The sequence below is a fragment of the Cytobacillus sp. FSL R5-0377 genome (assembly GCF_038004385.1).
In the GTDB taxonomy this organism is placed as follows: Bacteria; Bacillota; Bacilli; order Bacillales; family Cytobacillaceae; genus Cytobacillus.
In genome coordinates this window covers 2,017,230-2,038,437 of the sequence record NZ_JBBORA010000001.1, presented here as the reverse complement: position 1 = coordinate 2,038,437, position 21,208 = coordinate 2,017,230, and the positions used below count along the sequence as shown (strand labels likewise).

The 21,208-nt window shown below is 41.9% G+C and carries 27 protein-coding genes and 2 riboswitches; of the genes, 21 read left to right on the top strand and 6 right to left on the bottom strand.

The window, feature by feature from the left end; translation table 11 throughout:
• Positions 1-10 precede the first annotated feature (10 nt).
• Positions 11-793: a TerC family protein gene (locus NSQ49_RS10505; protein WP_159869028.1), complete on the top strand. Its 783-nt coding sequence runs from the start codon at positions 11-13 to the stop codon at positions 791-793.
• A gap of 196 nt (positions 794-989) precedes the next feature.
• Positions 990-1,127: a hypothetical protein gene (locus NSQ49_RS10500; protein ID WP_159869025.1), complete on the top strand. Its 138-nt coding sequence runs from the start codon at positions 990-992 to the stop codon at positions 1,125-1,127.
• A 73-nt stretch (positions 1,128-1,200) separates the two neighbouring features.
• On the opposite strand, the gene NSQ49_RS10495 is transcribed toward NSQ49_RS10500, so the two are convergent.
• The gene (locus NSQ49_RS10495) at positions 1,201-1,587 is read right to left on the bottom strand and encodes a DUF2512 family protein (protein ID WP_159869022.1); all 387 of its coding nucleotides are present in this window, start codon (positions 1,585-1,587) and stop codon (positions 1,201-1,203) included.
• Positions 1,588-1,671: 84 nt separating this feature from the next.
• Positions 1,672-2,043, bottom strand: a complete 372-nt coding sequence (locus NSQ49_RS10490) for a PaaI family thioesterase (protein WP_159869019.1) — start codon at positions 2,041-2,043, stop codon at positions 1,672-1,674.
• A gap of 174 nt (positions 2,044-2,217) precedes the next feature.
• Here NSQ49_RS10490 and NSQ49_RS10485 point away from each other — a divergent pair, with 174 nt between their 5' ends.
• The 18 genes from NSQ49_RS10485 to gvpU all read left to right on the top strand — a co-directional run bounded on the left by NSQ49_RS10485 (position 2,218) and on the right by gvpU (position 14,464).
• On the top strand, positions 2,218-3,336 hold the full coding sequence (locus NSQ49_RS10485; protein ID WP_159869016.1) for an alpha-hydroxy-acid oxidizing protein: 1,119 nt from the start codon (positions 2,218-2,220) through the stop codon (positions 3,334-3,336).
• A gap of 227 nt (positions 3,337-3,563) precedes the next feature.
• Positions 3,564-3,679, top strand: a riboswitch (TPP riboswitch).
• A gap of 113 nt (positions 3,680-3,792) precedes the next feature.
• On the top strand, positions 3,793-4,284 hold the full coding sequence (gene thiW, locus NSQ49_RS10480) for an energy coupling factor transporter S component ThiW (protein ID WP_251284963.1): 492 nt from the start codon (positions 3,793-3,795) through the stop codon (positions 4,282-4,284).
• 150 nt (positions 4,285-4,434) lie between these two features.
• Positions 4,435-4,537, top strand: a riboswitch (TPP riboswitch).
• Positions 4,538-4,595: 58 nt separating this feature from the next.
• Positions 4,596-5,285 (top strand): thiaminase II, encoded by a 690-nt coding sequence (tenA, locus tag NSQ49_RS10475; protein WP_159869010.1) that lies wholly within the window; start codon positions 4,596-4,598, stop codon positions 5,283-5,285.
• Between the two features lie 356 nt (positions 5,286-5,641).
• Positions 5,642-5,902, top strand: a complete 261-nt coding sequence (gene gvpA, locus NSQ49_RS10470) for a gas vesicle structural protein GvpA (protein WP_159869007.1) — start codon at positions 5,642-5,644, stop codon at positions 5,900-5,902.
• Positions 5,903-5,942: 40 nt separating this feature from the next.
• A complete protein-coding gene (locus NSQ49_RS10465; protein ID WP_236566302.1) occupies positions 5,943-6,449 on the top strand; it encodes a gas vesicle protein GvpP in 507 nt (168 codons plus the stop codon).
• Between the two features lie 36 nt (positions 6,450-6,485).
• On the top strand, positions 6,486-6,959 hold the full coding sequence (gene gvpQ, locus NSQ49_RS10460; protein WP_251284962.1) for a gas vesicle protein GvpQ: 474 nt from the start codon (positions 6,486-6,488) through the stop codon (positions 6,957-6,959).
• Between the two features lie 21 nt (positions 6,960-6,980).
• A complete protein-coding gene (gvpJ, locus tag NSQ49_RS10455; protein WP_251284961.1) occupies positions 6,981-7,241 on the top strand; it encodes a gas vesicle protein GvpJ in 261 nt (86 codons plus the stop codon).
• Between the two features lie 65 nt (positions 7,242-7,306).
• Positions 7,307-7,573, top strand: a complete 267-nt coding sequence (gvpO, locus tag NSQ49_RS10450; protein ID WP_159868999.1) for a gas vesicle protein GvpO — start codon at positions 7,307-7,309, stop codon at positions 7,571-7,573.
• Between the two features lie 24 nt (positions 7,574-7,597).
• Positions 7,598-8,530 carry a gas vesicle protein GvpN gene (gene gvpN, locus NSQ49_RS10445; protein WP_251284960.1) on the top strand — a complete coding sequence of 311 codons (933 nt, stop codon included), beginning with the start codon at positions 7,598-7,600 and terminating at the stop codon, positions 8,528-8,530.
• A 4-nt stretch (positions 8,531-8,534) separates the two neighbouring features.
• The gene (locus tag NSQ49_RS10440; RefSeq protein WP_251284959.1) at positions 8,535-9,302 is read left to right on the top strand and encodes a GvpL/GvpF family gas vesicle protein; all 768 of its coding nucleotides are present in this window, start codon (positions 8,535-8,537) and stop codon (positions 9,300-9,302) included.
• Complete coding sequence (locus NSQ49_RS10435; RefSeq protein ID WP_159868990.1) at positions 9,302-9,556, top strand: gas vesicle protein GvpG; 255 nt, start codon at positions 9,302-9,304, stop codon at positions 9,554-9,556. Before NSQ49_RS10440 ends, NSQ49_RS10435 begins: the two co-directional genes overlap by 1 nt.
• Positions 9,557-9,569: 13 nt before the next feature.
• Positions 9,570-10,376 carry a GvpL/GvpF family gas vesicle protein gene (locus tag NSQ49_RS10430; RefSeq protein ID WP_159868987.1) on the top strand — a complete coding sequence of 269 codons (807 nt, stop codon included), beginning with the start codon at positions 9,570-9,572 and terminating at the stop codon, positions 10,374-10,376.
• Between the two features lie 14 nt (positions 10,377-10,390).
• Positions 10,391-10,666 carry a gas vesicle protein gene (locus tag NSQ49_RS10425; protein ID WP_159868984.1) on the top strand — a complete coding sequence of 92 codons (276 nt, stop codon included), beginning with the start codon at positions 10,391-10,393 and terminating at the stop codon, positions 10,664-10,666.
• Complete coding sequence (locus NSQ49_RS10420; RefSeq protein WP_159868981.1) at positions 10,632-10,916, top strand: gas vesicle protein K; 285 nt, start codon at positions 10,632-10,634, stop codon at positions 10,914-10,916. The genes NSQ49_RS10425 and NSQ49_RS10420 overlap by 35 nt, the downstream gene beginning before the upstream one ends.
• Positions 10,917-10,941: 25 nt before the next feature.
• Entirely contained in the window at positions 10,942-11,277 is a 336-nt protein-coding gene (locus NSQ49_RS10415) for a gas vesicle protein (protein WP_159868978.1), read from the top strand.
• 17 nt (positions 11,278-11,294) lie between these two features.
• Entirely contained in the window at positions 11,295-11,831 is a 537-nt protein-coding gene (gene gvpT / locus NSQ49_RS10410) for a YtxH domain-containing protein (protein WP_251284958.1), read from the top strand.
• Between the two features lie 54 nt (positions 11,832-11,885).
• Complete coding sequence (gene gvpT / locus NSQ49_RS10405) at positions 11,886-14,066, top strand: GvpT/GvpP family gas vesicle accessory protein (RefSeq protein ID WP_251284957.1); 2,181 nt, start codon at positions 11,886-11,888, stop codon at positions 14,064-14,066.
• Between the two features lie 2 nt (positions 14,067-14,068).
• Positions 14,069-14,464, top strand: a complete 396-nt coding sequence (gene gvpU, locus NSQ49_RS10400) for a gas vesicle accessory protein GvpU (protein ID WP_159868969.1) — start codon at positions 14,069-14,071, stop codon at positions 14,462-14,464.
• Between the two features lie 527 nt (positions 14,465-14,991).
• Here gvpU and NSQ49_RS10395 read toward each other — a convergent pair.
• Positions 14,992-15,813 (bottom strand): manganese catalase family protein, encoded by an 822-nt coding sequence (locus NSQ49_RS10395; protein ID WP_159868966.1) that lies wholly within the window; start codon positions 15,811-15,813, stop codon positions 14,992-14,994.
• Positions 15,814-16,140: 327 nt separating this feature from the next.
• On the bottom strand, positions 16,141-17,358 hold the full coding sequence (locus NSQ49_RS10390) for an IS110 family transposase (protein ID WP_159871966.1): 1,218 nt from the start codon (positions 17,356-17,358) through the stop codon (positions 16,141-16,143).
• A 287-nt stretch (positions 17,359-17,645) separates the two neighbouring features.
• On the opposite strand from NSQ49_RS10390, the gene NSQ49_RS10385 reads away from it, so the two are divergent.
• The gene (locus NSQ49_RS10385) at positions 17,646-19,004 is read left to right on the top strand and encodes an IS1182 family transposase (protein WP_159871981.1); all 1,359 of its coding nucleotides are present in this window, start codon (positions 17,646-17,648) and stop codon (positions 19,002-19,004) included.
• A 141-nt stretch (positions 19,005-19,145) separates the two neighbouring features.
• Here the strand turns inward: NSQ49_RS10385 and NSQ49_RS10380 are convergent, their stop codons facing one another.
• Positions 19,146-20,153 (bottom strand): FecCD family ABC transporter permease, encoded by a 1,008-nt coding sequence (locus NSQ49_RS10380; RefSeq protein WP_159868963.1) that lies wholly within the window; start codon positions 20,151-20,153, stop codon positions 19,146-19,148.
• Positions 20,150-21,160 (bottom strand): FecCD family ABC transporter permease, encoded by a 1,011-nt coding sequence (locus tag NSQ49_RS10375; RefSeq protein WP_159869084.1) that lies wholly within the window; start codon positions 21,158-21,160, stop codon positions 20,150-20,152. The genes NSQ49_RS10380 and NSQ49_RS10375 overlap by 4 nt, the downstream gene beginning before the upstream one ends.
• Positions 21,161-21,208: the final 48 nt, after the last annotated feature.

Below are 21,208 nucleotides of genomic sequence, written 5' to 3'. Positions count from 1 at the left end.
GGTGTTTTAGATGGAATTGTCATTGATACTTGAGTATGGCTGGGTATTGCTGCTGCTTGTGGCATTGGAGGGTCTATTGGCTGCTGATAATGCGCTGGTGCTTGCGATTATGGTTAAGCATCTTCCAGAAGAGCAGAGGAAAAGGGCTTTATTCTACGGATTGGCTGGAGCCTTTGTTTTCCGTTTCGGATCCTTATTTGCGATTTCATATTTAGTTGACGTATGGCAGGTTCAAGCCATTGGAGCATTATATCTTCTGTTCATCGCGGCTAATCATATATTAAGAAAGTTTCTTGTGAAAAAAGGTGAGGAAGAAGCAGGGGTTACCAAGCCCAAAAAACAATCAGGCTTTTGGCTGACGGTTTTCAAAGTAGAACTTGCTGATATTGCTTTCGCTGTAGACTCTATTCTGGCGGCAGTCGCATTGGCTGTAGCACTTCCGGATTCAGGTCTAGGCCATGTAGGCGGACTTGACGGCGGAAAATTCTTTGTCATCTTTGCCGGCGGTATGATTGGATTAATCATTATGCGTTTTGCCGCAAATCTCTTTGTGGATCTGCTTCATCGCAGACCTGGGCTTGAGATTGCAGCTTTTGGTATTGTCGGCTGGGTTGGTGTTAAACTGGCTGTCTATACAATGTCACATCCGGCTCTTGAAATCCTTCCTGAAGGTTTTGCTAAGTCAGCTGAATGGAAAATTACATTCTATGCTGTATTAGTTGGAATTGCATTGGCTGGATGGTTCCTTTCTAAGGAGAAACAGGAAGTGCCAGCAGAGGAACAAGCAAGCTGATCAAAAAGGGCGGAAATTATCCGCCTTTTTTTAGTGAACACAAATCAATCAAACGTTTGATTGATTTGCCCTGATCCCTGTTGCTGCCTGCTGAAGAACTTTTAAATCAAATGGAGGAAAAATCCTCTATTTATGAGTGAAATGCAGTAAATGGGAAATATTAATTTTAGAAACGGAACGAAGGGAGCAAAATAGATTGTCTAAAAGAGATAAGCAAAATACAAAACAGACACAAGGCCCCAAAGAAGAGATGGAGCTTGTCAATGAATTTGGAAAGCATGAAGAGGATCAGCCGGTACCTCAGCCTAAGGATTATAATGAGATCGAATACTAAAACATATGTCTTTCGTATATCCATTTTCGGCCATAAAGTAAAAAAAGAGACCCTGCAGAGGTCTCTTCAGATATCATTTATGTCCATCATAAGCAAAAACGCGTTTATCCAAGTATACATGAAAGAACCATTCACCTGCACCTATCAAAAGGGCAGAGATAAAGGCTGCCATTGCCAAGCCGTCTTTCCCGGACACCATTAATTCACATAAAAGCCAGATGGCAAAAAAGCTTAAACCAATGTCAGAAATGGTTGCTATGGTATTCCTTTTTGTATGCTCTGTTTCGTCACCTGACATACGGAATATCATCATATCCCCCAGAACATAAGCCCCTAGAGTGAGAATGACGCTAATAATGAGTGTTTCAGTAAAGCTGATATCAAAAATTCCAGTCAAAATAATTCCCAGCATTGCGGTAATCATAACAAATTTAAGCAATATCGCTTCAATATGCTCCATGGTGAAATCCTCCCTCTTGTTTTAGGTAACTATACCCTGAGACAGGGGGGATAATCATTAAATTACAGAAAATTGGAAGTTTCCCTAGATCGACGCGAAAATCCCCGATGCTTTGGCAACCACCTGATCCTGATCGTTATAAATCAGGCAATCCGTATGGCTGAGAGTTCGTCCTCTTTTAACGAGGTGAGCATCGGCAATTAGATATTCCCCTGTCGCGCCCTTTAGGAACGTTACCTTTAAATCAGCGGTCACCACAGACTGCAGCTGATCTTCACCCGGCTCAAAAATATTTCCCATCGCTACATCTGCAAGAGTAGAGATAATTCCTCCATGAACCAGTCCAGCGCTGTTAATAAAGAGCGGCTGGACTGGCAAAGTGACTTTCATATTACTTTTACTGACTCTTTCGTAATGGAATTTCAGAAACTCATCAAAAGGCTGCTTGATTAACATTTGGTACACTCCAATTTCATTTAGTTAAGATGGTTATTCCCGATTCTTTGTGAAATCCCTGCTTATTGAGACTCTTTTTTTGCCAGGGAGAGACTCCAAAATTATTACATGGTTTCAAATAATCCATAAAAATGATATTATTTTCAATAAATTCAAAAAAAGGCGGGCGGGAAAATGGCAAAAGTAGAGAATATTAGTTTCGCTGAAAACTTTCCTATTTCATTTAAGGAGCTTGAAAAGGAAGCGGAGAAAGTGATGGGAGCAGACGGTTTTGGCTATGTTCAATCAGGAGCCGGCGGGGAAGAAACGCTTAGAAAGAATATCGACTCCTTTGCAAAATACTCAATTGTGCCGAGAATGCTGAAGGATGTTTCCATGCCGGATATAAGTGTGAACATATTTGGAAAAACATATCCTTATCCTATTTTCCTTGCTCCGATTGGAATGCAGCGGCTTGAACATAATGAGGGAGAAATGGCATCTGCACGTGCAGCAGCTTCATTTGGCATTCCATTTATCCAGAGCACAGTTTCCAGTTATTCCATTGAAGAAATAGCCAGCACCACAGGCACGAGTCCCAAATGGTTCCAGCTATATTGGTCCAATTATGAAGAAGCATCGTTCAGCATGGTCCGGCGCGCGGAGGAAGCGGGGTATGAGGCCATTGTGTTAACGGTTGATACGGTGATGATGGGATGGAGGGAGGCTGATCTAAGAAATAACTTTTCCCCCTTAAAGCTTGGCTATGGAAAAGCTAATTATGAAAGTGATCCAGTCTTTATGGCCTCTCTCCAGGATGGCGATATCGTACAGGGAATCCTTAATAATATTCATCATCCAACATTAAGCTGGGAGCATATTGCGAGATTAAAGGAGAAAACAAGCCTGCCCATTTTATTAAAGGGCATTCTCCACCCTGAAGATGCCGGGCTGGCCGTTGAAAGAGGGATAGATGGAATCATTGTCTCCAATCATGGCGGCAGACAGCTTGATGGAGTGATTGCGGCGATTGATGCGCTCGGACCGATTGCGAAGGAAGTTAAAGGGCGGATCCCGGTTTTGTTTGACAGCGGCATTCGACGAGGTTCAGATGTGGTTAAAGCTCTGGCGCTGGGAGCCGACGCCGTTTGCCTGGGGAGGCCGTATGTGTATGGCCTGGCCATTGGCGGGCAGGCTGGAGTTGAAAAAGTACTTGCCAACTTTATAGAAGAAACAAAAGTGTCGCTTTCCCTGGCAGGGGTAGGGAGCTTAAAGGATATTGCCGGTCTGCAGCTAATTCGAATGAAGTATTAAGTGTTATCAAACTTCCTGCCATGAAAAATTATAGTCTATGAAAAAGAGCCAAAATGAAAACGGACAAGCCTATTGCGCTAATTAATGACGAATCTGTTCAAAGCTCCGCAGCAGAAAATGATGAGCGCTTAATTCAATCCATCAAGAAAAGTATATAAGCGAAAAGATTGATGACATTGACGGAATAATTTGATAAGCTTGAAGTAGCTTATCAAATTAAATATCTATGTAACTACTAGGGGTGCCCCGAATGCGTGGGCTGAGAGGAAAGCGCGTATAGCTTTCCGACTCTTATGGACCTGATCTGGTTAATGCCAGCGGAGGGAAGTAGGATTTGACTATATGTCGATTCATTTACTTTAACCAAGCCAGGTCCTTGTCGGGATCTGGCTTTTTTGTATACATACTTCTCATCCTGATAAGCAATCAGGCTGCCCTTTTAGAAAGGAGGTATAGATGAACAAAACCCGATTGTTAACTGCGATGGCTTTATTTGTAGCAATAGGGACACTCGGATCCCATTTGCTCTGGTTTCCCGCAGGAGCAGCTAAGGCCTATCCGGTCCAGCATGCGGTAAATGTATTGGCAGCGGTGACACTTGGTCCCCTGCCGGCAGCAGCTGTCGCTTTTATGATTGCATTGCTGCGTAATTTGCTTGGATTCGGGACGCTGCTTGCGTTCCTAGGCGGAATGATCGGTGCGTTTTTGGCTGGTGTTCTTTATTTGAAATTCAGACGGAAAATATGGGCTGCCATTGGAGAGGTAGTGGGCACCGGCATAATTGGTGCATTGTTTGCCGTTCCGTACGCAAAGCTTCTCATGGGCAGTTCAGCTGGTGCATTCTTCTTCATGCCGCCGTTTCTGATCAGCAGCATTGCCGGTGCGGCGATAGGCTGGATGGTATTGGCGAAGGTTAAAGAGAAAAATCTGATTCGAGCAATGGGATGATTTTGGGATGGAATGCGGTTGGGTATGCTCAGGACGAGGAATTCCAGAAGAATAACCTGACTTTATGAGCATTTTTCACGGATTTATAGCGATATCCCAAAGTTATGAGAGGAAAACTTCAAGCTAGGTAAAAAACAATTAAAAACGTTAGAAAACTGCTAGGGGCGCTACGGCTGAGATAAGGAGCTTTTTCCTTTGTCCCTTGGAACCTGATCTGGATAATGCCAGCGCAGGGAAGCAGTGAGGACCTCAATCTAAATCCTCATGCTTTTTCCCCGGCAGCTTCTGAGTTTAATAGGAGGCTATTTTTTATGACTTTTTCAGAGATTTTGCGCAAAGAAAATGAAGATTTATTTCAGATGATATTTGAGCACCCATTTGTCCAGGGCATTGGGAGAGGAGATGTGCCGAAAGAGGCGCTTGCTCATTACATTAAAGCGGACTTTGAGTATTTGAATGCATTCATGCATATTTATGGGATTGCCATTTCAAAATCTGCGGAGCGCAAGGATATTGCTTATTTTAATCAGCAGATAGAATTTGTATTGAACAGCGAAGTGCATCCTCATCATAATTTCTGCCAGCAGATTGGGGTAGATTATGAAGCATTGCAGGGGTATCCGCTCCCTCCGACAGCTGATCATTATGTAAAACATATGATGTATCATGCCCACACAGGCGGAATGGGTGAAATCCTCGCTGCATTATTGCCTTGTCCATGGACATATTGGGAGATTGGGCTTGAGCTCATGAAGCAATATGAGCCAGATGAGAACCATCCGTTTTATCCATGGATCTCATTTTATGCAAATCTAAGAGTCGAAGCGGTGACCATGAATATGAGAAACCGTTTGGATGAGCTTGCTGAAGGGGCATCACCGGAAGAAAGACAGCGGATGAAGGATGCTTTCCGGAAAAGCTGCCAGCTGGAGCTTGGTTTCTGGGAGATGGCTTATACCTGTGAAAAGTGGCCGGCAGGCATTCCGGCAGCAACTTCATAAAACCATTATTTGCCTGAAGCTCTTACTGCAGGTGTTTCGAAAATTAAAATTCATAGTAGGGGGTGCACTAAATAGTGCGCCTCTTTTTTGTTATAAAAAACGTTTAAAAATGCTCAAAGAGTGGCTCTAAACGAATGTAATGAAATTGTAATAATCAAACGGTTGATACTCAGAAACGGATGTTTAATCACTTTCTAATATTACTGGAAAGCGAAGTGATGAAAAATTTCAAGAAAAGATTGGGAATGGTAATTTATGCCCCGTTTTAACCTTCTGGCCTGAAGGTATTTATAACTTAAACCCTAAATTTACTCGTACATCGTCCCGCTATGCAAAAGCCGAAAGGAGATGGAAATATGAGTGTTCAAAAAAGTACGGATAGCTCCAGCCTTGCAGAAGTTATAGACAGGATCTTAGACAAAGGAATTGTGATTGATGCATTTGTGAGAGTTTCTCTTGTCGGGATCGAAATTCTGACAGTTGAAGCGCGAGTGGTCATTGCCAGTGTGGATACGTGGCTGCGCTATGCTGAAGCGGTTGGTTTATTAACAGATGAAGTGCAAGAGGATGGCCTTATGGATAGAGGACAAAATCAGAAACCGCAATTTAGCGTATAGAGAAAAAAATTAAACATTAAAAAGAAATGAGGCAGTAAACATGGAAAATCAAGAAGCAAACAATCAGACAGGAAATGAAATTAATAATCAGAGCAGTGAAGCAACACAAAATCAGGAAGTAAATCAGTGCAGCGAAGAAAATGAGCAAGCCGAAAACGGCAATGAATTGAAAGAAAAGAAGGAAGGCTCTAACTTTTCTATGAATCTGGCTATTGTGGGCGGGGTTGTAGGAGCAGGAATAGGGTTGCTTGCGAATCCTCAGACGAGCAAAAAAATCATTTCAAACTTAAGCGATTCTGAATTTGTAAAGGTTGCAGGAAAGGAATTTAAAAAGACGGCCCAGGAGCTTCTTGCCGGGCAAGCACAAAACAGTGTTAAACATTTAGCTGAGGGTTATCTGAGTAAAATTGAGGACGGACTTCTTTCTCCTAAAAAGGATCGCGGAGGAGATGAGAAGTATCAGGAAATCAAGGAAGAGAACAAACACTTAAATGAACGTCTGCAAAGAATTGAAAATATGTTGAACGATCTGGTGGAATCCAAGTAACAATAAGTCTTTTTTTTATGAACCGGGGTGATTTAGATGGACAAAAGAGTAAGGAAAGTCGTTAAAAAGATTGCAAAAAGTGCGATTAAGCGTGCCCCGGAGCCGCTGAAAGAAAAAGCAAAGGAAGTAGTAGCGGAAAAGGCAAAGGAGAAAATCACAGAAAGTATTCAGAACAAAGGAGAAGAATTTACCGAGAAGCTGGAGAGTGCACGAGACGATTTTGCCGATAATGTCCATGAAAAAGCAGGAGAAGCAAAAGAAAAAACCCAGGAAGTATTGCTTTCTGCAAGAGAGAAGCTGGGAAAGGTTGTTGAAGCCGGGGAAAGCTTCCAAGAGAAAATGTCTTCAGCAAATGAAGATAAACATGACGATAAGAGAAAAGTAAAAGGTGTCAAAAATCTCAAAAGCGTCAGCGGGATAAAGAAGGCAAAGGATATGAAAAGTGCTACTAAAATTAAAACCTATGAAAATATTAAATCCTCAAATGACATTAAGACCATGGGTTCTTAATTGGAGAAAGGAGAATAAGCAATGGCAGTTCAAAAAAGTACAGATAGTTCCAGTTTAGCGGAGGTAATTGACCGTATTCTGGATAAAGGCATTGTAATCGATGCATTTGTAAGGGTGTCAGTTGTCGGAATTGAAATCTTAACAGTAGAGGCAAGAGTAGTTATTGCAAGTGTGGATACCTGGCTCCGTTATGCAGAGGCTGTGGGACTTCTTCGTGATGAGGTGGAAGAAAACGGCCTGTCACTTCAGCAGAATGACAGACAGGCACGATTCAGTATCTAAAAAGTACGGGAAGCATAGCCAGGATTATTAAATCCTGGCCTCTGATGCTTTAGCGGGAGGCAAGTATGGAGATCAAAAAAATCATTGGAAATGTAACTGAATTTTTTAATGAATATGTGGCCCCAGTACACAAAATCACCTCCGTGGAAGAGAGTGAAAATAAAGGCTGGAAGCTTACTGTAGAAGTAATAGAAGAAAAGGAATATATGAAAAAATACGCAAAGGATGAAATGCTTGGTGTCTACGATGTTTTTCTGAACGCGGAAAAGGAAGTCACTTCTTATAAACGGCGTGATATTCGCTATAGAAGTGCTATAAATCAGGAAGTGTAGGACTGGGCAGAGGGAGGAGAAAGAGTGACAGTCTTAAAAAAAAAAATCAACAACGAAGCTAAAGCCTTAGTACAGGACGAAAAGACAGAAAACTTGCTTTCTCGCTCATTGCAATATTTAAAGGCTGGTTACCCGGTCCACTTTACAGGTCCTTCTGGAGCAGGAAAAACCTCACTGGCTTTAGCTCTTGCAAAGAGAAGAAAAAAACCCATTATGCTGATTCACGGCAACCATGAGTTAAATAATAAGGATTTAATTGGTGACTTTACCGGATATAACAGTAAAAAGGTAGTCGATAACTATATCCGGTCTGTTTACAAAAGGGATGAAAGCGTGACGGAGATCTGGAAGGATGGGCGATTGCTGGAAGCAGTCAAGAATGGATACACCCTGGTTTATGATGAATTTACGCGCTCACAGCCAAGCACAAATAATATATTTTTATCCATTTTAGAGGAAGGAATTCTTCCTTTGTACGGAACAAAAATGACTGAGCCGTTCGTACGTGTTCATCCGGACTTCGCTGTGATTTTTACCAGCAATCCTGAAGAGTATGCAGGTGTATACCAAACTCAGGATGCACTGCTGGATAGGCTTATTACAATATTTGTAGATCATAAAGACAGTGAACGCGAGGCACAGCTGGTGTCGGAAAAAATGAATATTGATAAAAATGAAGCTAAAGCCATTACAAGTCTTGTTGCTGGTTTGCGCAAAGAATGTAATGGGGATAACGGTCCGAGCCTGCGGGCTTCCTTAATGATAGTTAAGGTAACACAAGAAGAAGGCATTCCAATAGATGGGTCTCATTCGGATTTTCAGAGGCTTTGCATGGATATTTTAGGCCATCAGGTAAGCCGGTGCATAGCTGCGGAGAATCCATTAAAAACAGCAGAAAAAATGATTTTAGAAGCATGCAGGAATATGAAGGCAACTAGTGGAGATAAAGGAGAGTAGGATAATGAGTAATGAAGAACAATTGGGGATATATGTTTTTTGCGGAATCCAGACAGACGGTGAAGAGAAATTTGGCTCTATTGAAATTGAAGGAGAGGAAAAGGAGTTATTTACGATTCAATTTAAAGATGCAGCCATGGTAGCTGCCGAGGTTCCTATGAAAATCTATCATCCCAATAAAGAGAATTTAATGATGCACCAAGACGCTGTTTCACTCGTGATGAAACAAAATCAGGCAGTAATACCAGTCAGTTTCGGGAATGTGTTTCATTCCAGAGAGGATGTAGGAGTACTGCTTGAAAATTTATATCCGCAATTCGAAAAGCTTTTTCCGGAGATACACGGAAAGGTTGAGCTTGGCTTAAAAGTGATTGGAAAAAAAGAGTGGCTGGAGTCGCAAGTCAACGGCAACTCCCATGTAGAAAAGATGGCAAATGCAGTTAAGGGGAAATCGGAAGCAGCCAGCTATTATGAAAGAATCCAATTGGGCGGGGCTGCCCAAAAAATAATAGCTTCCCTGCAGAATGAAATAAGGCAGGAAGTGTTTAGCCCATTGAAAGAGTCGGCTGTAGCATCAAAATTAAATGACCCAATAGGCGAAAAAATGCTTCTGAATGCATCCTTTTTAGTGGATCGGGATAAAGAAGCAGAGTTTGACCAAAGAGTTAATGAGGCGTACGAGAAATGGAAGGATAAGATCGAATTCAGCTATAGCGGACCTTGGCCTGCTTATAACTTTGTCAATATCAGATTAACTGTTGAGGGTGCCTGATGCTTCATAAACTGGTTTCCGCACCTATCAATCTGGTCATTAAAATAGCGGAAAAGGTGAAAGAAGAGGCTGACAAAGAACTTTACGATCTTCCGACCATTCAGCAAAAGCTCATTCAGCTTCAGATGATGTATGAGCTTGGAGAGATACCTGAAGAAGCTTACAAGTCGAAGGAAGAGGAATTGATTATAAGATACGAAGTGGCAAAACGGCTAGAAATGGAACAATGGGAAGAAATGACAAAGAAGAAATGAGGACAGATAGAAAATGGGTGGTCTAATTTATTTGTACGGATTGATTCCAGCAAAGGAGGCAGCCAATCATTCGTTTCCATCTTTAAAGGGTTTTGACGGGGAAGGTGACCTGTACACCATTAATATAGGCAATATTACTGCAGCAGTTTGTGACCTGGGTGCTGGGAATTACTCGGAGGATAGCATTAAAGATCGTATTAATGATGATATGGAATGGCTTCAGGAAAAGGCCTTTCATCATCATGAAACAGTATTGGGCCTTTCAAAGATATTTACAATCATTCCCTTGAAGTTCTGCACTTTATACAAAAACCCTGATAGTTTGGAAGCTGCTGTGCACGCTAATGAATCCAAATTAAAGAGCACGTTCGATCTGATTTCCGGGAACGAAGAATGGAATTTGAAAATCTATTGTGATGACAGCCTGTTAAAAAAACAAGTCAGTGAGAGCGATCCAGCAATAGAAGCAAAAAGAGAAGAAATTAGTCAGCTGCCAAAGGGCAAACAATTTTTCCAAAAGAAAAAGCTGAATAAATTGATTGAATCCCAGCTCGACGAGGAAAAAAACAAGGTTAGTGAACAAATACATTTACATCTTAAAGAGCTTGCACTTAAAGGCAATGTAAAAAGAACTTGGGGAAATGATGCAACAGGAAGAAAAGATAATATGACCTGGAATGGGGTCTATTTGATATCGAAATCTCAGATAGAAGTATTTTTAGAACAACTCCAACATTATGAAAAGAGTATGCAAAAAGCCGGATGGCGGTTTGAGGCTACAGGGCCATGGCCGGCATATCATTTTTCCAGCTTTTCATAAGTGAGGATGAGAATATGTCACTAAGAGAATCTATTGAAAACAAAGATATTGCCTTAATTGATATCCTGGACGTCATTTTAGACAAGGGAGTTGCTATTAAAGCAGATCTCGTAATCTCAATAGCAGGGGTCGACCTGGTCTACCTTGACTTGAGGCTGCTCATAGCATCCGTAGAATCCCTTGTTCAGGCACAGGAGGGGAATGGCAAGACGATATCATCAGAACAATTTGACTCACAAAGGGAGGAGTTGAATCATGCAACAGGCCAGCCAGACAAATGGAAAGATTAATCTTGATCCTGATAATGCAGAGCACGGATTAGCCCAGCTTGTGCTAACCGTTATTGAGCTTCTGAGGCAAATTGTTGAAAGGCATGCCATCAGGCGTGTCGAAGGCGGGACTTTGACAGACGAGCAAATCGAAAATTTAGGAGAAGCATTAATGAATCTTGAAGAAAAAATGGAAGAGTTGAAAGAAATTTTCGGATTGGATGCTGAAGATTTAAATATTGATCTAGGTCCTTTAGGAAGCTTAATGTAATTCAACTGAAATAGGAGGACTTAAAATGGCAGTCGAACATTCAATGCAGTCAAGTACGATTGTTGACGTACTGGAAAAAATATTGGATAAAGGCGTGGTAATTGCCGGTGACATCACCGTGGGGATTGCTGATGTTGAGCTATTGACAATTAAGATCCGCCTTATTGTCGCTTCCGTCGATAAGGCAAAGGAAATTGGCATGGACTGGTGGGAAAATGATCCTTATCTCTCGTCCAAAGCTGCAGATAACAATACAAAAACTCTCCAGGAAGAGAATAGGAGACTGCAGGAAAGAATTGAATCTCTTGAGCAGCAGAATTTGTCCAATAACCGTCTGAAATCCACAGAAATAAACTATTAAAACGGGAGGTTTCGTCCATGGAAGCTACAAAAAAACCAGAAAGCGATTTTAAAGACTTGAACAATACTGAAAACCAAACACAAGAAACAAAAAACAGCGAGAACCAGACTGAGGATAATATTTCTAACGGGAGCCCGATTAAACGTACGATAACAGGCACCTTGATTGGGGCCACAATTGGATATTTGGCAACTCCTGAGAATGGGAAAAAACTTAAAGAGAGTATGAGTGCAGAGCAATTAAAAAGCACAGGATCCAGTATTGGCCAAACCGTGAAAGAGAAATCAAAGAAAGCCGTGGATACTATTAAAGGTTCGGCAGGGAAGCTATTCAAGAAAGACGATGTGTCTACCGATGGATACTCCAATGAAACCGATGAGAATCCTGAAAATGAAACCACTCTTAATTCCAATAACGAAAAAGACATAAAAAAACACAATAAGGAATCATCCGGTAACAGCGATGAAAATGTCAATGAACGCATTGACCGCTTAGAAGAGATGTTATCCCGGCTTCTTGAGGAGGACGGAGGACAGGAGACCTCTAACAAATAAAATATGAATCTATAAAAATAGTAAACAAAGATATAGAAAAATGGAGGTTTTAATATGGCTGAAAAAAATACAAATGAAACCCGGGAACAGGAATCCCAAAACGAAAATAATTCAAATGCTTTGCAGCTTAGACGCTCAATTGTAGGTGGACTGATAGGGGCTTCTATCGGATATTTAAGTGCGCCGGAAAATGGGAGAAAGCTTCTCTTAAGGCTGAATCCTGAAAAGGCAAGCGGGGAAGGCAAAGGGATAGGGCAGAAAGTCAAAGAAAATTCCCAAAAAGCAGCAGATTCCATTAAGAGCTCTGCTTCAAAGCTATTTAACAACAGCAAAGAAGATTCAGAGGGCGGTTGCTCCAAATCAAAACAAACAAGTCCTAAATCTGATAATAGCAAATCAAGCGAGACACAGCAGCGAAAATCAAATCAAGAAAGCGGAAGCCTTCATGACCGCCTTGACCACTTGGAAGAAATGATCACAAAACTATCTCATCAAAGAAAGAGCAAAAATAAAAAAGATGAAGGAACGAATGATTCTTCTGAAGCGAAGCAAGAGCCATCTTCCAGCAGTGATTTGAAGAGTGAAAAGGGGGATTACGAGGAAGTTCAGGGGAAATCCCAAGGTCAAAATAACGACACTGACTCTCAATCGTATTTAGAATCACCTTTTCAATCACAATCTGATGGTAAAGAAGAGAAGAACAGTACCAATTCCAAGCATAAGGGAAAAGAAGAAAATAAAGATACCCAGTTCCAACCGGGGGATGAAGATAAGAAAAAAGAAACCCAGTCTCAGCTGAATGAGGAAGAAAAACAGGAAGAAACCAACTCCCAGCGTGAGGATAGAGAAGGAATCTCTCCGTCACAATCAGAGAGTGCAGAAAAGAAGGATGGCTCACAGCCGCAATTAGAGGAAGAGGACAAAAATCAGATGTCTCAAACAGAAGGCCATGAGGACACTGATGAAAAGACCGATAAATCCAATGAAAACTCTTCCCGGGAATACGAGTCATTAAAAAAAGAAAATGAAGAATTGCAGGGGCGGCTAGGAAAAATTGAAGAGATGCTGACCGTTTTAATACAAGAGAAGAAGCCTAAAGATTCCTCAGAGGAAAGCCTGTCCCAGAGCAGCGATGAGAATAAAGAAGGATCAGGCCAGGAAAATGGAGACAATTTTGATGACGAAGACGAGTTAGGTGACGAATCTTCAGAGGAAAGCCAGTCTCAGAGTGGTGAAGAGAACAAAGACCAAGCTAAGCTAGAAGAAAATGATGGTTCCTCTGAGGGTGACGAGGAACAGTCAGAAGACAAATCTTCAGACAAAGGCCGACCCCAGAGCGGCAAGGAAAACCAGGACGAAGCGGATCAGGAAAAAAATGAAGACTCCCCCGGGGAAGACGAGGAACAGTCAGGTGACGAATCTTCAGAGGAAAGCCAGTCTCAGAGTGGTGAAGAGAACAAAGACCAAGCTAAGCTAGAAGAAAATGATGGTTCCTCTCAGGGTGACGAGGAACAGTCAGAAGACAAATCTTCAGACAAAGGCCGACCCCAGAGCGGCAAGGAAAACCAGGACGAAGCGGATCAGGAAAAAAATGAAGACTCCTCCGGGGAAGACGAGGAACAGTCAGGAGACGAATCTTCAGAGGAAAGTCAGTTCCAGAGTGGTGAAGAGAACAAAGACCAAGCTGAGCTAGAAGAAAATGATGGTTCCCCTGAGGAAGACGAGGAACAGTCAGGAGAAGAATCTTCAGACGAAAGCCAGTCCCAGAGTGGTGAAGAGAACAAAGACCAAGCTGAGCTAGAAGAAAATGATGGTTCCTCTGAGGAAGACGAGGAACAGTCAGAAGTCGAATCTTCAGACGAAAGCCAATCCCAGAGCGGCGAAGAAAACAAGAACGAATCGAATAAGGAAAGAAACGCAGACACCTCCGGGGAAGATCAGGATGATGACAATGAAGACCAGGACGAAGAGGAAGACGAGGAAGACAATGAAGAAGTGAAGAACCATGATCGGAATGAAGGTGATAAAGCTGAGAAAGATGATCAGGATAGTGAAAACGAAATAAATCCTGATAGTAATAAGGATAAGAATGCTAATAAAAGATCCGGCAAAAACAAAAAACGTGCTGCTGGCAAAAAATCAAAAGCTAAGGTATCCAAAGGTGATAAGGAATACACTGTTATTTCTGATGAGGAGGAGACATATCTATTAAATGGATTTAAAAAGGAGGATTAGAAATGAGTTCTGACACAACGAAAGATAACATTCTCGAGTTTTTTGTGCATGCAGCAAACAAACATGATTTTTCCTTAGATATTACATTGAATGTAAAGGGGGCCGTTATTACGGGAACCCTGGTATCTGCTAAGGAGTATTTTAATACACTAAGTCAAACGTTTGAGGATGGGAACGATGTTGCCCAAAAGGTAAGTGAACAGCTGGAAATAGCAGGGGAGGCCGCCCAGTCTAATGATGATTCGGAAATTAACTTCATTCATATGAAAGAAACAAAAGTATACTGCGGCGATAGTAAGCCGACCCCTTCAAAAGGGGATATACTCTGGCGGGGCAAGTTAAGTGAAGTGGATGGCTTCTTTTTAGGGAAGATTTATGACAGCGGTAAAAAAGACTAATAGAGTCAACCGGGAGTATTAGCAATTGTCAGGGAATGACCTGCAATTGCTAATATTCAAAATCCCTGGCTCTAAATGCAGTAGGGGAGAAATAAATTACCTGCAAGTCGGGCCATCTGCTGAGAAAACTCTATATGAGACATCCTTCTTAATTAGGAGGAGTAAAATCAATCAAACGTTTGATTGAATAAAGAAAGCTGTATGATCCAGCATATTTATTCTGATTTTTTTAAGTGAGTTTATCTTCACTAATTGTTATGATTTTGATTAAACAGGAAGGGCAGCCCTTTCAAAAGTTTCATCTGTAATGAGTTGAGATAGTAGCAAAAAGTTTTTTTATTGTCTGGATCCCCCTTTTCTTTTTAGAAATTAGCCGCTCTTTCTGCCAAAGAAGGGCAGGGATTACCTGGAAGATGGACTATCTGTTGAGGGAAATCTCTATGAAGAAAGGAATAATGAAATCAATCAAACGTTTGATTGAAATAACAAAACAGGCTATGCATAAGCCTGTTTTGTTATTTCTATTATTAATCCATCGGCAATGTATTATGAAGATTTGGAGGAGCAGGCTTAAGCATAGGCTTGTCTCCTTCTGGCTTTGGATTGCTGACATATTTGTATTCTCCCTGGCCATCAAGAGCAGGACCCTGTGCCCACCTGCCAGTACTGCTTTCTTCGCCGGCTGATAGGTTGTAGAGTGTGTAGGCGATATCTGTCCGTTCGTTTTCCCGCGGGAAAGTGCTAGGGACAAGCAGGCCTTCTTTTTCCTCAAGCTCTGCAATCGCTGCAGCCCATTGGTTTTGGTGGTAGGCGTCTCTGGCAATTAGGACGGAAAGCAGATCCTTAATGCCCTTATCATCTGTCATCTCATAGAGACGTGCAGCCTGCAGACGTCCCTGAGATTCTGCATTCAAGTTTGAACGGAAATCTGCTAATAAGTTTCCGCTTGCTGTAATATAAGAGCCCATCCATGGGTTCCCCACACTGTCAGAAGGGCGTGCGCCAAGTCCGGATACAATAGCATGCTGAGGATTCATTCCTCCCATGATCGCCCCAACAACTGGATCCTTCGCTGACTCTTCCTGCTGATTAATTGGAGCATTATCCATCAGTCTCGCAACCATTGTAGCAAGCATCTCGACATGACCAATTTCCTCAGTTCCTATATCGAGGAGAAGATCACGATATTTTTCATTCCCGCGTGTGGCCCAGCCCTGAAACATATATTGCATGGCAACAGTCATTTCACCATATTGGCCGCCAATTAGTTCCTGAAGCTTTTTTGCAAAAACGGGATCCGGACGTTCCGGCTTTGCTTCAAACTGCAATTCCTTTACATGAAAAAACATCTAAATTCCTCCAATTCTAGTAAACTGTTAAATGATGAGACTTTATATATTTGCCCAAGATTTCCAGAAGAAAACATAAATTATAAAAAAAATGACGTGCAGTATGCACGTCATTTCAGACTGTCGACAAACTCAATGAAAATTGAGCTTGTCTGCAGTCTTTCTTACGATTAGTCAAGCACCTTTAAACCGTTAATTTATTTTCTGTATAAATGAATCCCCTTCAACGTTGTGTTTGAAGAGGGGCCAGATTTATAGGTATACCTAATAGGCCTAGTGATTTCGCGTTTTTTAACTAGACCTGCCTTTGTGGTATTATGTACTAAACTATGATTGGGTGGCTAACCGGAAGTCATAGTTCATATTGTGTGTAATAAGGTGGAAGATAATCTTCAAAAGCTTATTCACACAGGCAATGGATGCAACCTTATGGCACTTGTTATAGGGTTGCGTTTTTAATTTATCGTAATAATCAACAATATGGTTTTGACTGAAACGGCGTAGTTTAATCATGTTCTGGATAATGATAAAAAGGAGCTTACGTAAATGCTTATTGCCACGTTTATTAATCTTGTCCTTGTAAAAGGTCTTACCTGATTGGTAACGGCGAATATCAATACCAGCGTATGCGTTTAGCTGCTTATTGTTTTCAAAACGTCTAATATCCCCTATTTCTGCCATTAGACGTACTGCAGTGTTTGAGCCAATCCCCGGGAAACTGAGGAGAATATGGTATTCAGCCCGGCTTTCTGCTAGTTGCGCCATGTCCTCGATACACCTTTCTTTCATGGATAGGAGTTCCTGGTAACGCCTAGCGTAAGATATCAGCTGGCTACACAGGACATCGGTTGACGAAACGGCAGGAAATGATAAATGCGCTGCTTCAAGCAATTGAGTAGCTTTTTTTTCAGCCCTTGCGGTAGAAATATTCTTATCAGTGTTTGTCCGGATTTTGTTCTTTATAACCGTTTTTGAATGTTGGAGCACCAAGTCTGGATGTGGGTACAATTGAACAATATTGAGGAATAGCTCTGATTTGGTTGTAAAGATTTTTTCCAGTTCCGGAAAGGTTAGCTGAATAACTTTATGCATGCGGTTGCGTGTTACGGATAACTCGTCATCAAGTTCACTGTAAAATCGGGATAGCGACTTCAATTGGAGAAAAAGATCTTCTGTGCCATTTCGATTAGTCCTTTGCGTTGAAAAGTGGGTAAGGGCAAGTTGGTGGGCATCACTCTTATCCGTTTTGTGGATCCTCAAGGAGTCGCACTGGAGCTTAGCTTCCAGGGGATTCAAGGAACAATAGGAAAAACCATTTACATTCATAAACCGCTCCAATTGCCTGGAATAGACCCCAGTTGATTCAAATACAATATGTGGCTGTTCACCATAACCTTCTGTTAATCTGTCGATCCTCTTCTTTAAGTTTTCAAATTCAGGCCGTGAATGCTTGATTTCTCCTTCATAAATACACTTTTTTAGTGTGTTGTAAATTACCATGTAGCTTTTTCCCATACTTACATCAAATGCGATGACATGTTTCACGTTATTTCCCCCAAAAAAGTTTTGAAGTTCCCTCACTTACTCTTATCGACTCCCATTTCTTATACACGATCTCAAGGATCCAACATACTTAAACCTGATTCGAATAAGGTAAGTGAAGAAGGTCAGTTTTTTGTACGGATTCTAAGATCCTAAGACTGCAACGACCTATTCTTCACTTCTACTATATAAAAAAATAGTAGTGCCAACCAATGCCTTGGTCAGCACTACTAATCTTAGTATGTTTTTTGTTTTAAAATAGAAGTAATACGATACTTGAGGTGATTAAGATGCTTTCTAAACATAATCCAATTCAACGGGATCAAATCGAAATGATTGCATTAGATGAACTTGTCCCAGCGGACCATTTGGTTCGCAAAATTGAAGCGGCGATTGATTTTTCCTTTGTCTATGATTTGGTGAAAGATATGTATTCAGAAGTAGGACGCCCAAGTATTGACCCTGTTATCTTAATCAAACTCACATTCATTCAATATACCTTCGGTATTCGCTCCATGCGTCAAACAATTGAGGAATTGAAAACAAATATGGCCTATCGGTGGTTTTTAGGATACGGCTTCCACGATAAAGTTCCTCACTTCTCAACTTTCGGAAAAAACTATGAGCGCCGATTTAAAAATACCGATCTCTTTGAACAGATATTCTATCGAATTTTAAAAGCTGCAGCTGAAAAGAATTTAATAAGTGCAGAACATGTTTTTGTAGATTCTACTCATGTAAAAGCGAGTGCGAATAAACGGAAATTTGAAAAGAAAGTTGTTCGAAAAGAAACCCGTGCCTATCAACAACGCCTTCAAGAAGAAATTAATCGAGATCGTGAAGATCATGGAAAAAAGCCTTTTCCGCCAGATAAGTTTGATAAGGAAGAATTCAAAGAAACTAAGGAAAGTACAACTGACCCAGAGAGTGGATACTATGTAAAAGATGAGCGTACAAAACAGTTCGCCTATTCTTTTCACGCTGCCGCAGATCGCAACGGCTTTGTACTAGGCACAACTGTAACCCCTGGTAACACGCATGATAGTCATATTTTAGAGCCATTGGTAGAACAAGTCATTGAGAAAGTTAGTAAACCAGAAGCTGTTGCGGCCGACGCAGCCTATAAAACACCTGCTATCACGAGCTACTTATTGAAAAACGACATCACACCTGCTTTACCTTACACACGACCTCGCACAAAAGAGGGTTTCTTCAGAAAACATGAGTATGTTTATGATGAGCATTTTGACTGTTACATTTGCCCAGCTGGTGAGATATTAAAGTATAAAACGACTACAAAGGAAGGTTATCGTCAATATAAATCAGATCCGCGAATTTGTGCTGGATGCCCGTTCTTGTCTCAATGCACACAGAGTCAAGCGCACCAAAAGCTCATTCAACGTCATGTGTGGGAGGAACATTTGGAAGAGGCAGACCACCTTCGCCACCATCAAAACGTCAAAAAAATCTATGAGAAGCGAAAAGAAACAATTGAACGTGTTTTCGCAGATGCAAAAGAAAAGCATGGCATGCGTTGGACAACTTTAAGGGGACTTAAAAAATTGTCAATGCAGGCGATGCTTACTTTCGCTGCCATGAATTTAAAGAAAATGGCCAACTGGACTTGGCAAGGCCCAGTAATAGCCTAGAAGATGACCTCGGAGAGGTTTACAGTCATGAAAAAATGCTTTCAAGTCCAATAAAAAGTAAAAAGGGTCCGGAATAAGGCTATTCCGAACCCCTTTTGTCTACAAACTGAAATGACGTGCAGTATGCACGTCATTTCATATTTATTTTTTTAATAATAGATATATAAAATAGGGAGCTCCGATAATAGCAACCATAATTCCGGCTGGCAGGCCATCCGGGTCAGCCAGGTTCCGTCCGAGTGTGTCGGCGAATAAGAGGAACCATCCGCCTAAAAGAATCGAGATTGGTATAAAAAGCTGATTCCGCGGTCCAACAAGTGCTTTAGCCATATGCGGTGCGATTAAACCGATAAAGGCAATTCCACCGGTAACAGATACAGCGGAAGCGGCCAAGGCAACGGCTGTAAGCAGGAGGACGATCCGTTCTCTTTCGATGGATACCCCTATGCCGATAGCAACGGGCTCGCTTAGACTTAATAGATTCAAGCGATTTGCTTTATATAAAGTGAACGGAATAAGCAGAAGAAGCCATGGGAGGATTGCCCAAATGAACGGCCAATCCGTTCCCCATATATTCCCTGATAGCCATTTAGCAATGAAATCGACTTTCTCTCTTTCCGCTGAAGAAATCAGGACAATCATCACACCCGAAAGCGCCATGGAAAATCCGACACCCACAAGCACCATCTTTACTGGCTGAAGTCCCTCTGCTTTTTTATAGGAAAAAGCATAGATGAGAATAGCAGTAACCAAGGCGCCGAAAAATGCGCATAACGGCAGCATGTAGATGAAAGTGCCTGCTTCAATCGGGAAGAACAGAAAGAAAACGGCAATTGCAACTCCGGCACCTGAATTTATGCCGATGATGCCTGGATCCGCCAGGTCATTGCGGGTAATTCCCTGTAAAATGGCACCGGATAGTGCCAGTGCCATACCGGCTAATACTGTAATAAACACTCTCGGGAGCCGTATGGAAAATAACACAAACTCCTCTTTAAAAGTTCCATGTCCCAGGAGGGTCGGGATTAACCGGTCATATGAAAGGGAGGCATAGCCTAATCCCATTCCTATAACAATGGTAACGATAATAAGTACTGTTAAAACGGCCATCAAGATTCGCTGTTTTTTTACTAACTCCGGCTGGATCATGAGAACACCTTACCCCCTTTATGAACAATGAACAGAAAGAAAGGTAGCCCCATTACAGCAATTATGGCCGCAACCGGAGTTTCATAAGGAGCATTCATGGTTCTCCCGAGTGTATCGGCAAGAAGCATGAACGAAGCTCCCGTGAGAGCGGACATCGGAAGGATATAACGATAATCCGTTCCGACAATGGCCCGGACGATATGAGGCACCATCAATCCTATAAAGGCCATATTGCCGACCAGTGCAACAGCTGCCCCTGCAAGCAGGGTGACTAAGATAAACAGGATGATTTTAATTTGAGTTGTATTCTGTCCCAAGCCTACTGCCACTTCTTCGTTTAAGCTTAGTATTGTAAGCTGCTTGGAAAGAAAAAGGGAAACGAGTATGCCTGCTGAGATAACCGGGACAATAATCTGCAGCTGGGTCCAGGATGTGCCGACGAGCCCGCCTGCAGTCCACAGACTGACATCTTTTGATATTTTAAAATAGATGCCGGTGCCTTCAGCTATTGCAAAAAGGAAGGCAGAAACTGCGGCTCCGGCTAAAACGATTCGAATCGGAGAAAAGCCTCCTTTTTTCATGGCGCCAATGCTGAAAACCATCCCCGCACCGATAGCTGCACCTATGAAGCAGGCGAACAGAATTCCTATGTAATTCGCTGATGGAATTAGAACGAGAGTTATGGCAAGTGCAGCATTGGCTCCAGCCGTTAATCCGAGTAGTCCTGGATCTGCAAGAGGGTTTCTTGTCATTCCCTGCATGATGGCGCCAGAAATGCTAAGAGCTGCTCCGACAAAAATTGCCGCAATTTCACGGGGCAGACGGATTTCACGAATGATCGAGATTTTTTCTCCGGAAGTATTGGAGGTAAGTGCAAGCCAAACATCTCTAACCGTAACATCGGCTGCTCCAAACACACAGGCAGCCACAAACATGCCTGCAAAAATGATGAAGCATGCCGCAAGTTTAATTATAAATGGAATAAAGGGCTGAGCGTCTTTAGTCATTGTGCGTCCATCTTTCTTCGGGTTTATTTTTGCCATTCGTGAACTATC